Genomic DNA, 16,675 nt, shown 5'->3' with positions numbered 1-16,675 from the left:
CTCAGCTCACCGCCCGCGGGACGAGGGAGAGCGCATGGCCGTTCGCGACGGCGGCGAGCACCGTCGCGACGTCGCCCTTCGGCACGAGCAGCTCAACGCTCACCTGGGCTCCGCCGACCATGGCGTCGTCTTCGATGACGCGGTTGACGGTCGCGCCGTCGACGATGACGACGGGCTGGCCGAAGCCGCCGCCCTCGACGGGCTCCGCCGCCCACGTGTCAACGACGCTCCCGGTGTCGACGGACGCGGGCAGCACACCGGCCAGATGCACGACCACAGGAGAGACGCCCACGGAAGACGCGTCGGTTATCGCGGAGCGCGGCAGAAGCTCCCCCTTCGGGATCGTGCGGGTCAGAAGCGCGCCTGCTCCGGGCAGGGCGCCGCTGAGCACGTAGTTGCCCTCGACGGCGCCGAGTCTCACGTGCGTGACGACGAGGTCGTCGTCGCTCAGCACCGTTCCGGGCGTCAATGTCGACGCGGCGGAGTACACGGCGATCGTCTTGTCGTTCGTGCTGACGACGAACCACACTCCGAACACCGACACGACCACGAGGACGATGCCGATGACGAACCGCGGATCGAACCAGAAACGCCTTCGCACCGCACGCGTCGGCGCCGCACGCGTCGGCGCCGCAGACGGGGTTCCGAATTGCTGGGACATGCTGACCATCGTGCCAATATCGAGGCACCCGCGGAAAAGTTATCCACAAGCCACAATTCGCACAGGCTGAGTCGGGATAATCGAGGCATGGACCCCATCTCCCCCGACTCGATCGGGCGCTTCCTCACGGTCGCTGACGCTTCAGAGATCCTCAACATCTCTGCGGCGGAGGTCCTTGAGCTCATCCGATCGGCGGAGCTCCCCGCGATCAGCGTCGGCTCTCCGAAGCGCTGGCGAATCGAACGGCGCGTGCTCGAGGACTACATCGAGGCGAAGTACGAAGAGGCTCGACGCATGAGCCTGTGGCAGCAGGCGGATGCCGCGAGCGTGCACGACCTCGAGGACGGCCGTCCGCGCAAGCGGTGATCCGCTCAGAGCTCCACGAGCTCGATGCCGGCGAGCGCGACGATCCTGATCTGCGTGACTTCGCTCGCGCGTCGCGGCGTGCCGCGCGGATGCACAGCGACGTCGACGTGGTCACGAGCGACGCGATCGAGCGTGCCGCCGACGTGGCCGGTTGAATCGCACACGGTGACATAGCTGCGCCGCCGGCACAGATCCCGGAGAACGAACGGGAGCCCGATGCGGTCGGTGATGCGCGGGCCGCGCTGGACGGGCTCTCGCACCGAGAGACTCCGTTCGACGTCGTCGGCGGCCAGCAGCACGGAGGCGATTCCCGACAGCGGGATGATGCATCCGCCGGGCACCCCGTGCGCTCGAACGAGATCCGCGGCGATCCAGTCCCTGCCGAACGTCGTCGGCAGGACGCTCACCGTTCGCCCGCTGCGCAGGATCAGTCGCACCGCGGTGCCGGCGGGCCGTCCCGAGCTCTCATCCGGGCCGATGCCGATGAGCCTGTCCCGGAGGCTGAGGCGACCGAGCCGCAGCCGCTCCTCCTCCGCACGCAGCTCGAGATCCTCTGCGGAGCGTTCCCATTCGAGCTGGCTTTCGAGGTCGTCGAACAGGCTGTCCCATCTCATGGTGCTCGAGAATAGCCGCCGACGATCGGCGGCGGGAAGTTATCCACAGATTCGTGCGACGCTCTTTACAAGCACCGCTCAAGGCTGGTTGAGTAGCTGATCATTACCACACGGCCCCCGGACGGGGGTCAGCGCCTCACCGTGTCGCTTGCGATGCGTCCCTCGCCACCAGCCGCCCCATCCCCCGCATCCCATCCCGCATTCCCTGCCGGAGACATGATGACAAACAGCAGCGCAGCGCAGCGTTCCAGCGGAAACGGACCGGAGCCGCGGGGTCGCCCGGCCCGATGCGGAGCGCCAGACGCCGACAGCGACTTCACCTACATTCGCACGAGCGCATCGGAGCTCCCCGATCCCGAACGGCTGCTGATCAATCTCACGCGAAGCGTCATCGAGGTCCTCCACGGGGCCCGCGATCTCGAACAGCTTGCGCGTTGGATCAGCGAGGACGTCTACCAGAAGCTCCTCATGCAGACGTCGATAGCGGCCCGCGCGCGGATGCTCAAACGTCAGCATCCCGCGTTGCCCGTCGTCCGAATCGGACGCGTTCACATGCAGACGCCCGTCGATGACGTGTGCGAGGCCGTCGTGATGGTGCAGGCCGGGAAGGCGCGCGCCCGCGCGGTCGCGATCCGCCTCGAGGGCATCGACCGCCGCTGGCGCGCCACCTCGATCGGCGTCCTCTGACGCCGACCGACCGCCTACTTCTTACGCTGCTGCGCCCGCCGCTCCGCCCGATTGCTCGGCTCTTCCGCGCCCGCCGTGCTCTGACCGAAGGCGCCACGCTTCGCGGGCTGCTGACGTTGACTCGCCTGACGCGGTTGCTGCGGCGTCGCGGCGGGACGAGCGCCGTTCTTCTCGTTCGCCGCGCGCTGGGCCTTCGTCGTCGCACCCTTCTCGATCTGGCCGCGCTGATTGCGCACCTCGACCTCGCCATCCTCGTTCGAGGCGGAATAGCTGAGCTTCTCGGTCTCCGCGTCCGTTCGCGTGAGCCCCTTGGCGACGACGACGGGCGAGACTTCGCCCTCGGCCTTGTCGGGCTGCCCCACTTCGACTTCGAGGTTGAAGAGGTAGCCGACGGACTCTTCCCGGATCTGGCCCATCATCTGCTGGAACAGGGCGAAACCTTCGCGCTGGTACTCCACGAGGGGGTCGCGCTGAGCCATGGCGCGCAAGCCGATACCGTCCTTGAGGTAATCCATCTCATACAGGTGGTCGCGCCACCGGCGGTCGATCACCTGAAGCACCACACGACGCTCGAGCTCACGCATCGCCGGCGAGCCGAGCTTCTCCTCCCGTGCCTGGTACGCGAGCTTCGCGTCGGAGAGTATCTCGCGCTGGACGAAGCTGCGATTCACGCGCCCGCGTGAGCCGGCCTCCTGCACGACCTCGTCGATGGTCAGACCGATCGGGTAGAGCGTCTTGAGCTCGGACCAGAGCGCGTCGAAGTCCCAGTCGTCTCCGTTGCCTTCGCCGATGTGCTCGTCGAGAACTTCGTCGATGACATCGTCGAGGAAGACCTGGACGCGCTCGTGCAAGTCGTCACCCTCGAGAATCCGGCGACGATCGGTGTAGATGGCCTCACGCTGTCGGTTGAGGACGTCGTCGTACTTGAGCACGTTCTTGCGGATCTCCGCGTTGCGAGACTCCACTTGCGATTGCGCGGACCGGATGGCGCGGCTGACGACCTTCGACTCGATGGCGACGTCGTCGGGCACGCCTCGCGACATGAGGCTCTCGGCCGCGCCGGAGTTGAACAGTCGCATCAGGTCGTCCTGGAGCGAGAGGTAGAACCGGCTCTCACCGGGGTCGCCCTGACGGCCCGAGCGCCCGCGCAGCTGGTTGTCGATGCGGCGCGACTCGTGCCGCTCGGTGCCGAGGACGTAGAGTCCGCCGGCATCGACGACCTTGTCGGCCTCCTCCTGCACCTTCGCCTTCACGCGGTCGAAGACCTCGTCCCACTTCTCTTCGTACTCGTCGGGAGTGTCCGTCGTGGACAGCCCCAGTTCGGACATCTCCTGCACGGCAAGGAACTCGGCGTTTCCGCCGAGCATGATGTCCGTTCCGCGGCCGGCCATGTTCGTCGCGACGGTAACGGCGCCGAGGCGTCCGGCCTGTGCGACGATCGCCGCCTCACGAGCGTGGTTCTTGGCGTTGAGCACTTCGTGGCGCACGCCCTTCTTCGCGAGCAGGCGAGAGAGGTACTCGCTCTTCTCGACGCTCGTGGTGCCGACGAGAACCGGCTGCCCGGCTTCGTGGCGTTCCGCGATGTCTTCCACGACGTGCGCGAACTTGGCTTCCTCCGACTTGTACACGAGATCGGCCTGGTCGAGGCGCTGCATCGGCTTGTTCGTCGGGATCGCGACGACGCCGAGCTTGTAGGTCGACATGAACTCGGCGGCCTCGGTCTCGGCCGTACCGGTCATTCCGGCGATCTTGTCGTACATGCGGAAGTAGTTCTGAAGCGTCACTGTGGCGAGGGTCTGGTTCTCGGCCTTGACCGGAACGCCTTCCTTCGCCTCGATCGCCTGGTGCACTCCCTCGTTGTAGCGGCGGCCCACGAGGATGCGGCCGGTGTGCTCGTCCACGATCATCACTTCGCCGTTCATGACGACGTAGTCCTTGTCCTTCTTGAACAGCGCGTTCGCCTTGATCGCGTTGTTGAGGAAGGAGATGAGCGGCGTGTTCGCCGACTCGTAGAGGTTGTCGATGCCGAGGTAGTCCTCGACCTTCTCGATGCCCGGCTCGAGAACGCCGACTGTGCGCTTCTTCTCGTCGACCTCGTAGTCCTCGCCGGCCGTGAGGCTGTTCGCGATGCGCGCGAACTCGGCGAACCAGCGATTGGCCTCGCCCGAGGAGGGGCCGGAGATGATCAGCGGAGTGCGCGCCTCGTCGATGAGGATGGAGTCGACCTCGTCGATGATGGCGTAGTTGTGGCCGCGCTGCACAAGGCCGTCCTGCTGCCAGGCCATGTTGTCGCGCAAGTAGTCGAAGCCGAACTCGTTGTTCGTCCCGTAGGTGATGTCCGCTTCGTACTGCTTGCGCCGCACATCGGGGGTCTGGCCGGAGACGATGACGCCCGTCGTCATGCCGAGGGCGCGGAAGACACGACCCATGAGCTCCGACTGGTAGCTCGCGAGGAAGTCGTTGACGGTGATGATGTGGACGCCCTTGCCGGTGATCGCGTTGAGGTACGCGGGAAGGGTAGCGACGAGGGTCTTTCCCTCACCGGTCTTCATCTCGGCGATGTTTCCGAGATGGAGGGCGGCGCCGCCCATGAGCTGCACGTCGAAGTGCCGCATGCCGAGTGTCCGCTTCGCCGCTTCGCGGACCGCCGCGAACGCCTCGGGAAGCAAGTGGTCGAGGGACTCTCCCTTGTCGTAGCGCTCGCGGAGTTCGCCCGTCTCGTTCCTCAGTTCCTCATCGCTGAGTTCGGCGAAGTCCTCCTCGAGGGCGTTCACCGCCTTCGCATAGCTCTGCAGGCGGCGAAGGAGTCGTCCCTCGCCGACGCGAAGCATCTTTTCCAGTACTGAGGCCACTAATGCACTCCACTTTGTTCACGGCGCCACGGCGCCCGGACCCGCGCCAGGCACGGTCGGTATCGATCGAGCTTCGCCGATCGTACCCATGTTAGCGACAGCGCGCTTTGTGCGCCCTGAACACTCGAAAGCCGGACGGCACCCGTTCGGGTACCGTCCGGCTTCGCTCAAAAGCTATGCGCCCTTCGACTCGGCTTCCTCCGCGAGCTCGATGACGCCGTAGTCCCAGCCTTTCCGGCGGTACACCACACTGGGGCGATCGGTTCGCGCGTCGATGAAGAGGAAGAAGTCGTGTCCGACGAGTTCCATTCGATCGACCGCGTCGTCGACGGTCATCCATTCCGCGGGGAACGTCTTCTGGCGGATCACGACCGGGCAGTACGCTTCCTCGACCTCTTCCTCGGCGGCGGGCGCTTCGCCTGCCCGAACTCTCTCGAGTACGTCGGCGGGGGCCGGAGTGAGGCCGACGGCGGCGAACTGGCCCGTCGCGGCGGCGTGCAGCGACGTGCGCTTCTTCCCTCGGCGGCCCTGGCGACGCTCCTTCGCTCGCCGTATTCGCTCGAGGAGCTTGTCGATGGCGATATCAAACGCGGCGTATTTGTCCTGCGCCGCCGCTTCGGCGCGCACGAGGGGTCCCGGACCGACGACCGTCAGCTCGACGCGATCGTCTCCGTTCTTCCCGCTCTTGTCGATGTGGCGACTGACCTTGACTTCGAACGCGATGACGCGATCAGTGAGGTGGGTAATCTTCTCCGCTTTTTCTTCCACGTAGTCATGGAAGCGATCGGTGATTCCCAGGCCAATTCCGACGATGTTAGTTTCCACGGCGACCTCCGGATCCGGCGTGCGAATCGCCTGGTTCCCGGGCGATCCTTTCACGCCTTTTCCTACACCGTAGCCTGAGCCTGCTGGCTTGTCACGCCTCGATTCCGCCCGGTGAGTCGCGGCGTCGCGGAGTGCTCGCAACCGTCGCGCAGGCCACCACGTGGCCGCCTCCCTCTCGCACGGCGCGCACGGCCTCGGCCAGTGTGGCGCCGGTCGTGACGACGTCGTCGATGACGATGAAGCGTCGGCCGGCGAGCTCGCGCCTCGGCCCGAGCGCCTGCCCCAGATTCTCATTCCGGGAGCGGATGCCGAGGCCGATCTGGTCTCGCGGGCGCCTCTTCCACCGCAGCACGCGGGACGGCCGATAGCCGGCGCGCTTGAGCATCAGTTCCACGGGACGATAGCCTCTGGCCCTGTCGCCGCGACGGGTCGCGGGCACGGGGACGAGCTCGACGCCCCCACCCTCGCTCGCCTCGAGCGCCGCGTCGATCGCGCGAGCGAGCCCCGCGGCGAGCGCGCCAGCGGCATCCGTGCGTCCGTGACGTTTGAAGGCGAGGAGCATCCGCTTGACCGGCCCGAGGTACGCGGCGGCGCTGAAGACGAGTGTGCCGGCGACCTCGCGCCGCAGTACGCCGGACAGCAGCTCGCTCTTGCAGGGGCCGCAGACGGCGGCATCCGCTGTTCCGCAGCCTGCGCACGCCACGGGGAATACGAGCGCGACGGCCTCCGACGCGGACCGCGCGAGGGCACGACCAATCGACTGGATGAGCGAGCGCGGCCACGGCAGGCTGGCATGACGAGCCATGGATCGATCGTCGCGCCTCACGTGGCAACGCGGGAGGGAACCGGCCTGCGCTGAGGAGAACCGTTCCCGGAGGCAGCCTGTGCAGAGTCAGCCGGAGGGAGATCCCTGCTGGGTCGCGATGAAGTGCACGCCGTCATGAGAGACCTGCCAGCCGGTTCCACGCCGGCTGAGCAGCTCGCCGTCCGCGTTCAGCGCGACGATGTCGTCAGCGCTGTTGCCGCCCACGATCTGCACCACCCCGTCGACGGGCGCGAGCGTCTCGGAGGGACCGCCGAGCTCGATGAGGCGGATGAGACTCGAGCCGTCCGCGCTCATGACGGCGACCGTGCGGTCGTCGACCCAGGTCGCCGTGACGGCATCGCCGTCGGGAACCGGGAACGGAACGGTCTCCCCGATCGACACGGGAACCCCTTCGGCGCTGCGGCGCACCCCGGCGAGCAGCAGCTGTGCGGAACCGCCGGATTCGATGAGGGCAACCACGCGCGTGCCGTCGCGGGAGAGCTCGAGCGCGATGATGCTCGAGGCCTCCGGCCAATTGCTCTGCACCTCGAAGGCCGCTCCGTCAGGGGCGTGCGCCTGCACTTTGCCCGGATGTGAGGTAGGCACGCTCCAGACGAAGCCCCGGTCGTCGATTGTCGGCGCGATGAGCCCCTTGCGGGTGTCCACGGCGAGCGGGTCCGCGCCCCTGGATACCGAGTAGACGCCTCCCGCGGCGAGCACCGCCGCCTGATCGTTCTCGCTGTTCATCGCGACGGCACTCGGCTTCAGCGCACGGATGCTGTTGGACAGCCCCGCAATCGTGTCGATGCGTCCGCCGCTCGCGTAGCCGAAGGCGTCGTCGGTCATGATGAGGGGCCGGCTGTCGACGTGCGGGCGACGCACGGTGAGCGACGGCACGTCGATCGCCTGACCGTCGATGAGGATCGACACGAGTCCCGCACCAGCGACGCCCTCGAGGCTCGCGACGAGCTGCGCCTTCATTCGCTCTCGGGCGATGTCGTCGGCGCTCAACGCCTCGCGGCTCAGGTCGACTTGGGCCTCCCCGTTCGTCACGGGGACGGAACTGCGCGCGAGCTTCGTGCCGTCGGGGAAGGCGGTCGTCACCGATTGCGCGAGCCACGCGCTCGGCCCGTCGAGCAGGGCTGTGACCACGCGCGTCGCCGTGGAGCTCCCAGACGGAAACCAGCGCAGGTCGGGGACGAACGTGCTCCACTGCGGGTCGAAGAACTGCAGGGCGTGCTCGTCGAAAACCGTCTCGAACAGGGACTGTTCGAGAACGATGCCGTCGGGCGCCGAGGTGATGCGCCACTCCCCGTCGACCTTCGTGAAGCTGTAGTCGAGCTTCGCCTGGCCCTCACCGCTCCGCTCCGAGTAGACGCCGAGGGAGTCGACGGTGGCGCGCGGCACGATGCCGACTTCGATCGCCGTGTCGGTGACTTGCGTGAAGGTGCGGGTGCTCGGGTCGTCGAGCGTGACCGACGCGTCCGGGTTCCACTCGAGCTGGAAGTCGGGAGCGAGGAACAGTCGCGCGACGCTGTAGTTGTTGAGCGGGCTCGAGGCGGCGGCGATGAAGCCGCGCAGAAGGTCCTGCTGCGATGCGCCGGGGACCGGCGCGTCGGCGATGAGCGTGACGTCGGCTCCGCCATCGTCGTCGCTGACCGGGTTTCCGGGCCGCACGGCACCGTTCCGCGGAATGCCCGCGCAGCCGGTGAGCAGAGCGATGCCGACGACGAGAGCGACGAGCGCCGTAAATCGTCTCATGCGTCCTCCGTCCGGCCGAGGGCCGCGGATCCGTCCGCGTCCGGCGGCACGAGCGGCAGCGGGAACGACGACACGGGCTCCCCCGGGCTGCGAGGCAGCGTGAGCCGGAAGTTGCTGCCCTCTCCGGGGCGAGACCAGACGTCCAGGATTCCTCCGTGCAGGGCGGCATCCTCCGTCGAGATCGACAGGCCGAGGCCCGTGCCGCCGATCGTGCGCCGCCGGGAGGGGTCTGCCCGCCAGAACCGGTCGAAGACGTGCTCGACGTCGAACTCGCTCATTCCGAGACCGTAGTCGCGGACCGCGAGCGACACGCTCTCCGCGTCGCTGTCGACCGTGACGACGATGGGCTTGCTCTCGCCGTGCTCGATCGCGTTGCCGAGGAGGTTGCGCACGATGCGCCGGATGCGGCGGGGATCCATCTCGACATCGCCGTGGCCGCCGGGAGCCACCAAGCGGATGTCCGAACCGCGCTCGGCCGCGAGGGCCTCCATGCCCTCGATGCAGTCGGCCGCAAGGTTGGCGAGGTTCGTGGGCTCCAGTTCGAGCTGCACGGAACCCGCGTCGTATCGGCTGATCTCGAGCAAGTCGTTGAGCAGCAGGTCGAACCTTTCGACTTGCGTATGCAAGAGCTCGGCGGTCCGCGTCGTCGCGGGCGGGAAGGAGTGCCGCTGGTCGTAGATGACGTCATCGGCGAGCCGGATCGTGGTCAGTGGCGTGCGCAGCTCGTGGGACACGTCCGACACGAACCGCTGCTGAACGAGCGAAAGCTCGGCGAGCTCCCGGATGCGCTGCTGAAGGCTGCCCGCCATGCCGTTGAATGAGCGGGCGAGGGTCGCGAGCTCGTCGTCCCCGCTCTCGCGCATGCGCACTTCGAGTTCGCCCGCCGCGAGCCGCTGGCTCGTCTCGGCCGCGACGGTGATGGGCTTGACGACGAGCCGCACGACGACCCAGGCCACTGCGCCGACGAGAAGCAGGAGGGAGAGTCCGACGATGAGCATGGTCTGCTGCAGGAACGTGAGCGTCTGCTCCGAGTCGGTCAGGTCGAAGCCGATGTAGAACTCGTACTGTCCGGCACCCGGAACATCGACCAGTTGTCCGACGATGACGCCGGGGGCTTCGCCCTGATCGCCCGTGAGGGTGACCGACTGCCACCACTGCTTGCCCGTTCCCTCCTGCACGGTCTCGCGCAGCTGGCTGGTGAGCACGCCGCCAGCGAGCTCGGAGCTCCGGAAACCCTGGGGCGCGTAGGGGCTGTACTCCTGCCCCGGCGCTCGGTAGCCGGCGATCAGCTGGCTCGACGAGGTCGCGGCGAGCTGATTGCGCACGGTGTTCATGACTGCGGTGATGGCGACGCGATCGTTGATGTCTGCCGAGTCGAAGAGCCGCTGCACCGAATTCATCGTGCGGCTCGAGTCGTCGAGCACTTGGGCCAGCCGCGAGGCGAACAGGTCATTGCGCACACTCAGCGACATGTACACCCCGGAGGCCAGCACGGCCACGAGAGTCAGGCACATCGTTATCGACACCGTCCGGAACCGGAGCGAACGTCGCCACAGCTCCCTCAGCCGATGGAGCCAGGTGCGCATCCCGGTGGCGGCTCGCCCCGAGAGCTGCGTGAGCAGCGACATCGCTTACGCGCCTGACGCGCCCGCCCGATACCCGACGCCGCGCACGGTCGTGACGATGCGTGGATTGTCGGGGTCGTGCTCGATCTTTGCGCGCAGCCGCTGCACGTGCACGTTCACGAGTCGGGTGTCGGCCTTGTAGTGGTATCCCCACACTTGTTCGAGGAGCATCTCGCGCGTGAACACCTGCTGCGGCTTCGACGCGAGCGTGAGCAGCAGGTCGAACTCCAGCGGAGTGAGATTGATCTTCGTGTCTCCGCGCCGAACCTCGTGTCCAGCGACGTCGACGCTCAGGTCGGCGATCTCGAGCGTCTCCTGGCCCGACTCCGACGCGGGACGCAGCCGCGTGCGCACGCGCGCGACGAGCTCTTTCGGATTGAACGGCTTCACGATGTAGTCATCAGCGCCCGACTCGAGGCCACGGACAACGTCGGCCGTGTCGGACTTCGCCGTGAGCATGATGATCGGAACCCCCGACTCCTGCCGGATGCGCGTGCACACTTCGATACCGTCGGCGCCGGGCAGCATGAGGTCGAGAAGCACGAGGTCGGGCTTGGACTGGCGGAACTCGCCGAGGGCCGCGGCTCCGTCGGCGCAGAACACCGGCTCGAAGCCCTCCGTGCGCAGCACGATTCCGATCATCTCCGCGAGCGCTGTGTCATCGTCGACAACAAGGATTCGGGGGTTCATTTGTCTCGATCTCGTTTCTGGTCGGGCACCAGTAGGTTCTCTCGTTTTCCAAGGCTATCTGACGTACTCCCGCGAACCGGCCGTTGAAACGCGCCGCGGCGGCCCGCCGTGTGACAGAGTGGGACACTGTGGGAGAGGGACGACCCCGCGACGCGAGCGTCGAGAGGAGCAAGGCCGCGTGAGCGACAACGGAACATGGCAGCCGCCGTCGGGTGAACCGGACGAGCAGCCCCGCTACGGTCAGCGCATCCCGCCGGCTCCCGGCCAGCAGCAGTCTCCCCCGCCGCCACCGGCCTATGGTCAGCAACCGTACCCGCCGCCGCAGCCCTACGGCCAGCAGCCGCCGTACGGGCAGCAGCCGCCGTACGGGCAGCAACCGCCTTACGGAGACCCGTACGGGCGAAACCCGTTCCCGGGGCCGCAGCCCGCGGCATCCGCCGGCTGGGCGCCGCCGCCGAAACCCGGGCTCATCCCGCTCCGCCCGCTCGGCTTCGGCACGCTCATGGGCGCACCGTTCCAAGTGCTTCGGCGCAACCCGAAGGCGACGGTCGGCAGCGCCCTCATCGTGCAGGGCATCACGATGCTTCTGACGGTGCTCGTGATGGGCGTCGTGACGTTCGTGTCGCTCTCTCGCATCGACCAGGCCTCGGCCGACGACGTCGAGGAGATCACCTCGGGCGCCGTCCTCAGCATCATCCTCGCCGCGATCGTGCCGATCCTCGTCTCGTACATCGGCTCGGTGTTCGTGCAGGGCGTCGTCGTGAGCGACGTCGCGCGCGGCACGGTGGGCGAGAAGCTGCGCATGAGTGCGCTGTGGAAGGCGACGTGGCCGCACATCGGGCGCCTGCTGCTCTGGACGCTCCTGTATTCGCTCGCGGTACTCGTCGCCCTCGGAATCGTCGGCGGTCTCGGCGCCCTGCTCATCGTGCAAGGCGGTGGCGGCATCGCTGCGGGCATCATCCTCATCGTCCTCGGCGCGCTCGCCCTGATCGCTCTCGGCATCTGGCTGTTCACGAAGCTCGCTGTCGTGCCGAGCGCGATCGTGATGGAACGCGCTCCGCTGCGCGTCGCCGTCGCGCGGTCGTGGCAGCTCACAAACGGCAGCTTCTGGAAGACGTTCGGAGTGCTGTTCCTGATCGCCGCCATTCTCGGCATCGCCGCGCAAGTGATCACGACCCCGATCAGCCTGCTCGTCGGATTCGTGCCCGCGGTCCTCGACCCCACGGGATCGTCGCCCGAAGGCTCGATCGCCTTCTTCCTCGTCGCGGAGCTCGTCGTCGTGCTCGTCACGGTCGTCATCGCAGCGATAACCGCCGTCGTTCAGTCGGCGGCCGTCGCGCTCATCTACATCGACCTGCGGATGCGGCGAGAGGGACTCGACCTCGAACTTGTCCGCTACGTCGAGGCTCGCCAGATCGGCGATTCCAGTGTGCCCGATCCGTACCTGCCGCGGACCGGTCGATGATCATTGTCGGCGACCAGCCCCCGCTCGATCCTGACCGGCAGCAGGCGTACGACTGGCTCGTTCGCGAACTGTCGAATCCCGAGTACACGGCGGCGCAGCCGACCCTTCTCGACCGGATCGCGCAGGCGATCCGCGAGTGGCTGAACTCGCTTCTCGTGCCCGGCGACGGAACTCTCGCCGCGTGGGTTCCCGTGATCATCGTGCTGCTCGTCGTCGCCGCCGTCGTCACGGCGCTCGTGATCTGGGGAATGCCGCGCCGCAACCGCGCCGCCGCGAACACTGTCGGTCTCTTCGGCGACGACGACGTGCGCACCGCGCGAGAGCTGCGTCAGCACGCTCGCGACGAGGCCGCCCGCGCGGACTGGGAGTCCGCGGTGCTCGACGCGTTCCGGGGGCTCACGCGCGGACTCGCCGAGCGCACGATCGTCGTCGTGGATCCCGGCACGACGGCGAACGGCGTGGCACGGCAGGCGGCCGACGCGTTCCCGGCCGAGGCCGACGGGCTGCGCCTGGCGGCATCCGTCTTCGACCAGGTCCGCTACCTCGACGTGCCGGCCGGTCGCGAGCAGTACGCCCAGATCGCCGAGCTTGACGGCCGCGTGCAGGCGCTCGCACCGCGAATGCCTGAGGCGGAGGTTCGAGCGACGTGACCGCTACTCCCGCCACGACCCCGACGGTGCGTACGGGACTGCGCCGCAGCGCGTTCTGGATTGTCTGCGGCATCGGTGCGCTCCTCATCGCCGTGCTCGTCATCGCGCTCTCCGGCGGCGGCTCCCGCACGACGCAGCGCCTGCAGGCGGACAGCGCGGCGCCGACGGGCGCGCAGGCTCTCGTGAACGTGCTCGGCGATCACGGGGTGCGAGTGACGGCCGTCGACAACAGAGCTGATGCCGCCAGGGCCCTCGCCGGCTCGGACGCGACGCTGCTCGTCTACGATGCGAGCGGCTTCCTCGACCCCGAGGCTCTCGCGGATCTCCGGGCGAGCGCGGCGCGCACGGTGCTCGTGGAGCCCGGCTTCCTCGACCTGCGCACGATCGCCCCTGGGGTGCTCGCGGGCGGAACGGAAGCCGATGACGCGGCTCCCGTCGATGCCAAGTGCGACGTTCCCGCTGCCGTCAACGCACAGTCGAGCGAGCCGTTCGCGACGTACCGCATCACGAACGCGGCGGCGACCGGCTGCTTCCCCGTCGGCGACGACCGCTTCGGCCTCGTCGCGCTTTCGGGCAGCGCGACGACGATCGTCGGCAACGCGGGCGCGTTCACGAACGAGCGCATCCTGCACGGCGGCAACGCCGCGCTCGCGCTCAACCTGCTCGGCGGCACCGACACGCTCGTCTGGTACCTGCCGAGCATCGCCGACGCGGCGGGCGGCGACGAGCTGCCGAGCCTCGGCGAGCTGACTCCCGACTGGCTCGTTCCCGTGACGACGCTTCTCGCCCTGACGGCGATCGGGGCGATGGTGTGGCGCGGCCGCCGTTTCGGCCCGGTCGTCGTCGAGCAGCTGCCGGTCACCGTTCCCGCTCGCGAGACGATGGAGGGCCGCGCCCGCATCTACGCCCGGAGCGGCGCGCGGCTCCGGGCCCTCGACGCCTTGCGCATCGGCACGGCAGGTCGGCTCGCCCGCATGCTCGGGATGCCGCAGGCTGCGACCGTGTGGCAGATCGCCGATCAGGCGGCATCCGTCGTCGGCGAGCACCCCACCGAGGTGCGGCGCGTCCTCATCGACGCTGTGCCGGGCGGCGACGCCGAGCTCATGGCGCTCTCCGGTTCCCTCGCCGACCTCGAACGCCGCGTTTTCACCGCAACCGACGAAACCGGAAGAATGAAGAAATGACGAACCCGCCACCCGTCCCTCCCGGCCAGCCGCAGCAGCAGAGCGCACCGGCGACACCGCCGACCGCGGCATCCGCTCCCCCGAGCCCGCGCCGCACGACCCGCACGCCGAGCTGCGCGAGCGGTTCACGCGCGTGCGCACCGAGGTGGGGAAGGCCGTCGTGGGCCAGGAAGCCGCAGTCACGGGACTCGTCGTCGCGCTGCTCGCGCGCGGGCACGCGCTCCTCGAGGGCGTGCCCGGCGTCGCGAAGACGCTGCTCGTGCGCTCGCTCAGCGCCTCGCTCTCGCTCGACACGAAGCGCGTGCAGTTCACGCCGGACCTCATGCCGGGAGACGTCACCGGCTCGCTCGTCTACGACGCGAAGCAAGGCGAGTTCGAGTTCCGTGAGGGACCGGTGTTCACGAACATCATGCTCGCCGACGAGATCAACCGCACGCCGCCGAAGACGCAGTCCTCGCTGCTCGAGGCCATGGAGGAGCGCCAGGTCTCCGCCGACGGCGTGACGCGAAAGCTGCCCGAGCCGTTCATGGTCGCGGCGACGATGAACCCGATCGAGTACGAGGGCACCTACACGCTCCCCGAGGCGCAGCTCGACCGCTTCCTCATGAAGCTCGTTCTCGACGTGCCCGAGCGCGACACCGAGGTGCAGGTGCTGCGCCGGCACGCCGACGGCTTCAACCCGCGCGACCTCGCCGCGGCGGGAGTGACCGCTGTAGTCACGGCCGACGAGATCGCGGCCGCTCAGGATGCCGCTGCCGCGGTGCGCGTGAGCGACGACGTGCTCGCCTACCTCGTCGACCTGGCCCGCGCGACGCGGCACAGCCCCTCGGTGCGCATCGGCGTGAGTCCGCGCGGCACGACGGCGCTGCTCGCGGCGACGAAGGCGTGGGCGTGGCTCACGGGCTACTCCTCGATCACGCCCGATCACGTGCAGGCGATGCTCGTGCCCGTCTGGCGGCACCGGCTGCAGCTGCGGCCCGAGGCCGAGCTCGAGGGCGTCTCCGTCGACACGATCCTGCACTCGGTCATGCAGCAGGTCCAGGTTCCGATCTAGCAATGGCGGTCACAGGGTGGTTCGTCGCGCTGCTCGCGCTCGGGGTGGTTCCCCTGGTCGCGCTCGGCGGCACGAGCGTCGCCGCGTGGGCGCTGCTCGCGGCGTGGCTCGGGCTGAGCCTCGCGCTGCTCGCCGTCGATGTCGCCTGCGCCGCGTCGCCGCGCCGGCTCACCCTCGCAAGGCAGCTGCCCGACCGCGTGAGACTCGGTGAGCGCGTGACGAGCACGCTGCTCGTGACGAACAACGGGCGCCGCACCCTGCGGGGCGTGATCCGGGATGCGTGGCAGCCCTCCGCCGGCGCCCAGCAGCCACGGCAGAAGACAACGGTGCCGCCGGGCGAGCGCCGAGCGCTGAGCCAGTCGCTGACTCCATTCCGCCGCGGCGACCGCACGAGCGAGCTCGTCACGGTCCGCTCGACCGGGCCGCTGCGGCTCGGCGCCCGCCAGGCGACGCTGAGTCTGCCCGGCCGGCTGCGCGTTCTTCCGCCGTTCACGGCACGCAAGCACCTGCCGAGCCGACTCGCCCGGCTACGCGAGCTGGACGGCTCCGCCTCCGTCATGGTGCGCGGGCAGGGCACCGAGTTCGACTCCCTCCGCGAGTACGTGCGCGGTGACGACGTCCGCTCGATCGACTGGCGCGCCACCGCGCGCCGACGCGACCTCGTCGTGCGCACCTGGCGGCCCGAACGGGACCGCCGCGTCGTCATCGTTCTCGACACCGGGCGCACCTCCGCCGCCCGCATCCAGGACGAGCCGCGCATCGACACCGCCTTCGAGGCGTCGCTGCTGCTCGCCGCGCTCGCCACGCGCGCCGGCGACCGCGTCGACCTCGTCGCCTACGACCGCCGCGTGCGCGGTCGCGTGCAGGGCGCGAGCGGCGCGACGCTCCTCTCCCGCATGGTCGACACGCTCGCGGGCATCGACCCCGAGCTCATCGAGACCGCCTGGGACGCCATCCCGGCCCAAGTGCGCGGCATCACTCCTCACCGCTCGCTCGTCGTGCTGCTCACCTCCATCGACGCGCCCGGCGCCGCGCAGGGGCTGTTCTCCGTGCTCCCCCAACTGACGCGACAGCACGTCGTCGTTGTCGCGAGCGTGACAGACCCCGGGTTGACGGATGCCGCCAGCGAGCGCGGCAGCCGCGAGGAGGTCTACCGCGCGGCGTCCGCCGAACGCGCACTGCTCGACGGCGCCCGGGTCGCGGCCGCCATCCGCCAGCAGGGCGCCGACGTCGTCACGGGCTCGCCCGAGGACCTGCCGCCGGCGCTCGCCGACCACTACATCGCGCTCAAGGCGGCCGGCCGCCTGTAGCCTTTCACCTTACGTCCGAGTATCTGGTTCCGCTGTCGCAGTGTGCAGTGCGCAATCGATTGCAGAATGCACTTTGTGACGCCACAACGGCAGAGCAACGTCGTGCTGTGGATAACATCCGCTGCG

General features: G+C 68.7%; 15 protein-coding genes. 7 read left to right on the top strand and 8 right to left on the bottom strand.

Annotated elements, in window-relative coordinates; all coding sequences use genetic code 11:
• Nucleotide 1 precedes the first annotated feature (1 nt).
• Nucleotides 2–661, bottom strand: coding sequence for an SAF domain-containing protein (locus BLV49_RS11845; RefSeq protein WP_176980833.1), 660 nt, complete (start codon nucleotides 659–661; stop codon nucleotides 2–4).
• 87 nt (nucleotides 662–748) lie between these two features.
• Between BLV49_RS11845 and BLV49_RS11840 the strand changes: the two genes are divergently transcribed.
• Nucleotides 749–1,027 (top strand): helix-turn-helix domain-containing protein, encoded by a 279-nt coding sequence (locus BLV49_RS11840; RefSeq protein ID WP_091184515.1) that lies wholly within the window; start codon nucleotides 749–751, stop codon nucleotides 1,025–1,027.
• Nucleotides 1,028–1,032: 5 nt separating this feature from the next.
• Here BLV49_RS11840 and BLV49_RS11835 read toward each other — a convergent pair whose 3' ends face one another.
• Entirely contained in the window at nucleotides 1,033–1,641 is a 609-nt protein-coding gene (locus BLV49_RS11835) for a hypothetical protein (protein WP_091184512.1), read from the bottom strand.
• Between the two features lie 216 nt (nucleotides 1,642–1,857).
• Here BLV49_RS11835 and BLV49_RS11830 point away from each other — a divergent pair, with 216 nt between their 5' ends.
• The gene (locus tag BLV49_RS11830) at nucleotides 1,858–2,328 is read left to right on the top strand and encodes an Rv3235 family protein (RefSeq protein WP_245723632.1); all 471 of its coding nucleotides are present in this window, start codon (nucleotides 1,858–1,860) and stop codon (nucleotides 2,326–2,328) included.
• Nucleotides 2,329–2,342: 14 nt separating this feature from the next.
• Here BLV49_RS11830 and secA read toward each other — a convergent pair whose 3' ends face one another.
• From secA to mtrA, 6 genes are all read right to left on the bottom strand, one after another.
• Nucleotides 2,343–5,180 (bottom strand): preprotein translocase subunit SecA, encoded by a 2,838-nt coding sequence (gene secA, locus BLV49_RS11825; RefSeq protein ID WP_091184509.1) that lies wholly within the window; start codon nucleotides 5,178–5,180, stop codon nucleotides 2,343–2,345.
• A gap of 174 nt (nucleotides 5,181–5,354) precedes the next feature.
• Entirely contained in the window at nucleotides 5,355–6,005 is a 651-nt protein-coding gene (gene hpf, locus BLV49_RS11820; RefSeq protein ID WP_091187270.1) for a ribosome hibernation-promoting factor, HPF/YfiA family, read from the bottom strand.
• A 91-nt stretch (nucleotides 6,006–6,096) separates the two neighbouring features.
• Nucleotides 6,097–6,810 carry a ComF family protein gene (locus BLV49_RS11815; RefSeq protein WP_091184505.1) on the bottom strand — a complete coding sequence of 238 codons (714 nt, stop codon included), beginning with the start codon at nucleotides 6,808–6,810 and terminating at the stop codon, nucleotides 6,097–6,099.
• 87 nt (nucleotides 6,811–6,897) lie between these two features.
• Nucleotides 6,898–8,571: an LpqB family beta-propeller domain-containing protein gene (locus BLV49_RS11810; RefSeq protein WP_091184501.1), complete on the bottom strand. Its 1,674-nt coding sequence runs from the start codon at nucleotides 8,569–8,571 to the stop codon at nucleotides 6,898–6,900.
• Nucleotides 8,568–10,199, bottom strand: a complete 1,632-nt coding sequence (mtrB, locus tag BLV49_RS11805; RefSeq protein ID WP_245723631.1) for an MtrAB system histidine kinase MtrB — start codon at nucleotides 10,197–10,199, stop codon at nucleotides 8,568–8,570. Before mtrB ends, BLV49_RS11810 begins: the two co-directional genes overlap by 4 nt.
• A gap of 3 nt (nucleotides 10,200–10,202) precedes the next feature.
• Nucleotides 10,203–10,886 carry an MtrAB system response regulator MtrA gene (mtrA, locus tag BLV49_RS11800; RefSeq protein WP_091184497.1) on the bottom strand — a complete coding sequence of 228 codons (684 nt, stop codon included), beginning with the start codon at nucleotides 10,884–10,886 and terminating at the stop codon, nucleotides 10,203–10,205.
• 178 nt (nucleotides 10,887–11,064) lie between these two features.
• Here mtrA and BLV49_RS11795 point away from each other — a divergent pair, with 178 nt between their 5' ends.
• From BLV49_RS11795 to BLV49_RS11775, 5 genes are all read left to right on the top strand, one after another.
• Nucleotides 11,065–12,351 carry a glycerophosphoryl diester phosphodiesterase membrane domain-containing protein gene (locus BLV49_RS11795; RefSeq protein WP_091184492.1) on the top strand — a complete coding sequence of 429 codons (1,287 nt, stop codon included), beginning with the start codon at nucleotides 11,065–11,067 and terminating at the stop codon, nucleotides 12,349–12,351.
• A complete protein-coding gene (locus tag BLV49_RS11790) occupies nucleotides 12,348–13,001 on the top strand; it encodes a DUF4129 domain-containing protein (RefSeq protein ID WP_091184489.1) in 654 nt (217 codons plus the stop codon). Before BLV49_RS11795 ends, BLV49_RS11790 begins: the two co-directional genes overlap by 4 nt.
• Nucleotides 12,998–14,185 (top strand): DUF4350 domain-containing protein, encoded by a 1,188-nt coding sequence (locus BLV49_RS11785; protein WP_176980832.1) that lies wholly within the window; start codon nucleotides 12,998–13,000, stop codon nucleotides 14,183–14,185. Before BLV49_RS11790 ends, BLV49_RS11785 begins: the two co-directional genes overlap by 4 nt.
• 133 nt (nucleotides 14,186–14,318) lie before the next feature.
• Entirely contained in the window at nucleotides 14,319–15,239 is a 921-nt protein-coding gene (locus BLV49_RS11780) for an AAA family ATPase (protein ID WP_434061457.1), read from the top strand.
• Nucleotides 15,240–15,241: 2 nt separating this feature from the next.
• A complete protein-coding gene (locus BLV49_RS11775) occupies nucleotides 15,242–16,549 on the top strand; it encodes a DUF58 domain-containing protein (RefSeq protein ID WP_091184483.1) in 1,308 nt (435 codons plus the stop codon).
• Nucleotides 16,550–16,675: the final 126 nt, after the last annotated feature.

It is taken from the genome of Paramicrobacterium humi, from assembly GCF_900105715.1.
GTDB classification, from domain to species: domain Bacteria; phylum Actinomycetota; class Actinomycetes; order Actinomycetales; family Microbacteriaceae; genus Paramicrobacterium; species Paramicrobacterium humi.
This window is presented reverse-complemented; position numbering and strand designations above follow the sequence as displayed.

Bases quoted from the DNA above. Each gene is read 5' to 3' on its own strand.
- BLV49_RS11830 (WP_245723632.1), top strand. From the start codon at position 1,858: ATGATGACAAACAGCAGCGCAGCGCAGCGTTCCAGCGGAAACGGACCG.
- BLV49_RS11810 (WP_091184501.1), bottom strand. From the start codon at position 8,571: ATGAGACGATTTACGGCGCTCGTCGCTCTCGTCGTCGGCATCGCTCTG.
- BLV49_RS11775 (WP_091184483.1), top strand. From the start codon at position 15,242: ATGGCGGTCACAGGGTGGTTCGTCGCGCTGCTCGCGCTCGGGGTGGTT.
- BLV49_RS11840 (WP_091184515.1), top strand. From the start codon at position 749: ATGGACCCCATCTCCCCCGACTCGATCGGGCGCTTCCTCACGGTCGCT.
- BLV49_RS11845 (WP_176980833.1), bottom strand. From the start codon at position 661: ATGTCCCAGCAATTCGGAACCCCGTCTGCGGCGCCGACGCGTGCGGCG.
- BLV49_RS11835 (WP_091184512.1), bottom strand. From the start codon at position 1,641: ATGAGATGGGACAGCCTGTTCGACGACCTCGAAAGCCAGCTCGAATGG.
- mtrB (WP_245723631.1), bottom strand. From the start codon at position 10,199: ATGTCGCTGCTCACGCAGCTCTCGGGGCGAGCCGCCACCGGGATGCGC.
- BLV49_RS11790 (WP_091184489.1), top strand. From the start codon at position 12,348: ATGATCATTGTCGGCGACCAGCCCCCGCTCGATCCTGACCGGCAGCAG.
- BLV49_RS11815 (WP_091184505.1), bottom strand. From the start codon at position 6,810: ATGGCTCGTCATGCCAGCCTGCCGTGGCCGCGCTCGCTCATCCAGTCG.
- mtrA (WP_091184497.1), bottom strand. From the start codon at position 10,886: ATGAACCCCCGAATCCTTGTTGTCGACGATGACACAGCGCTCGCGGAG.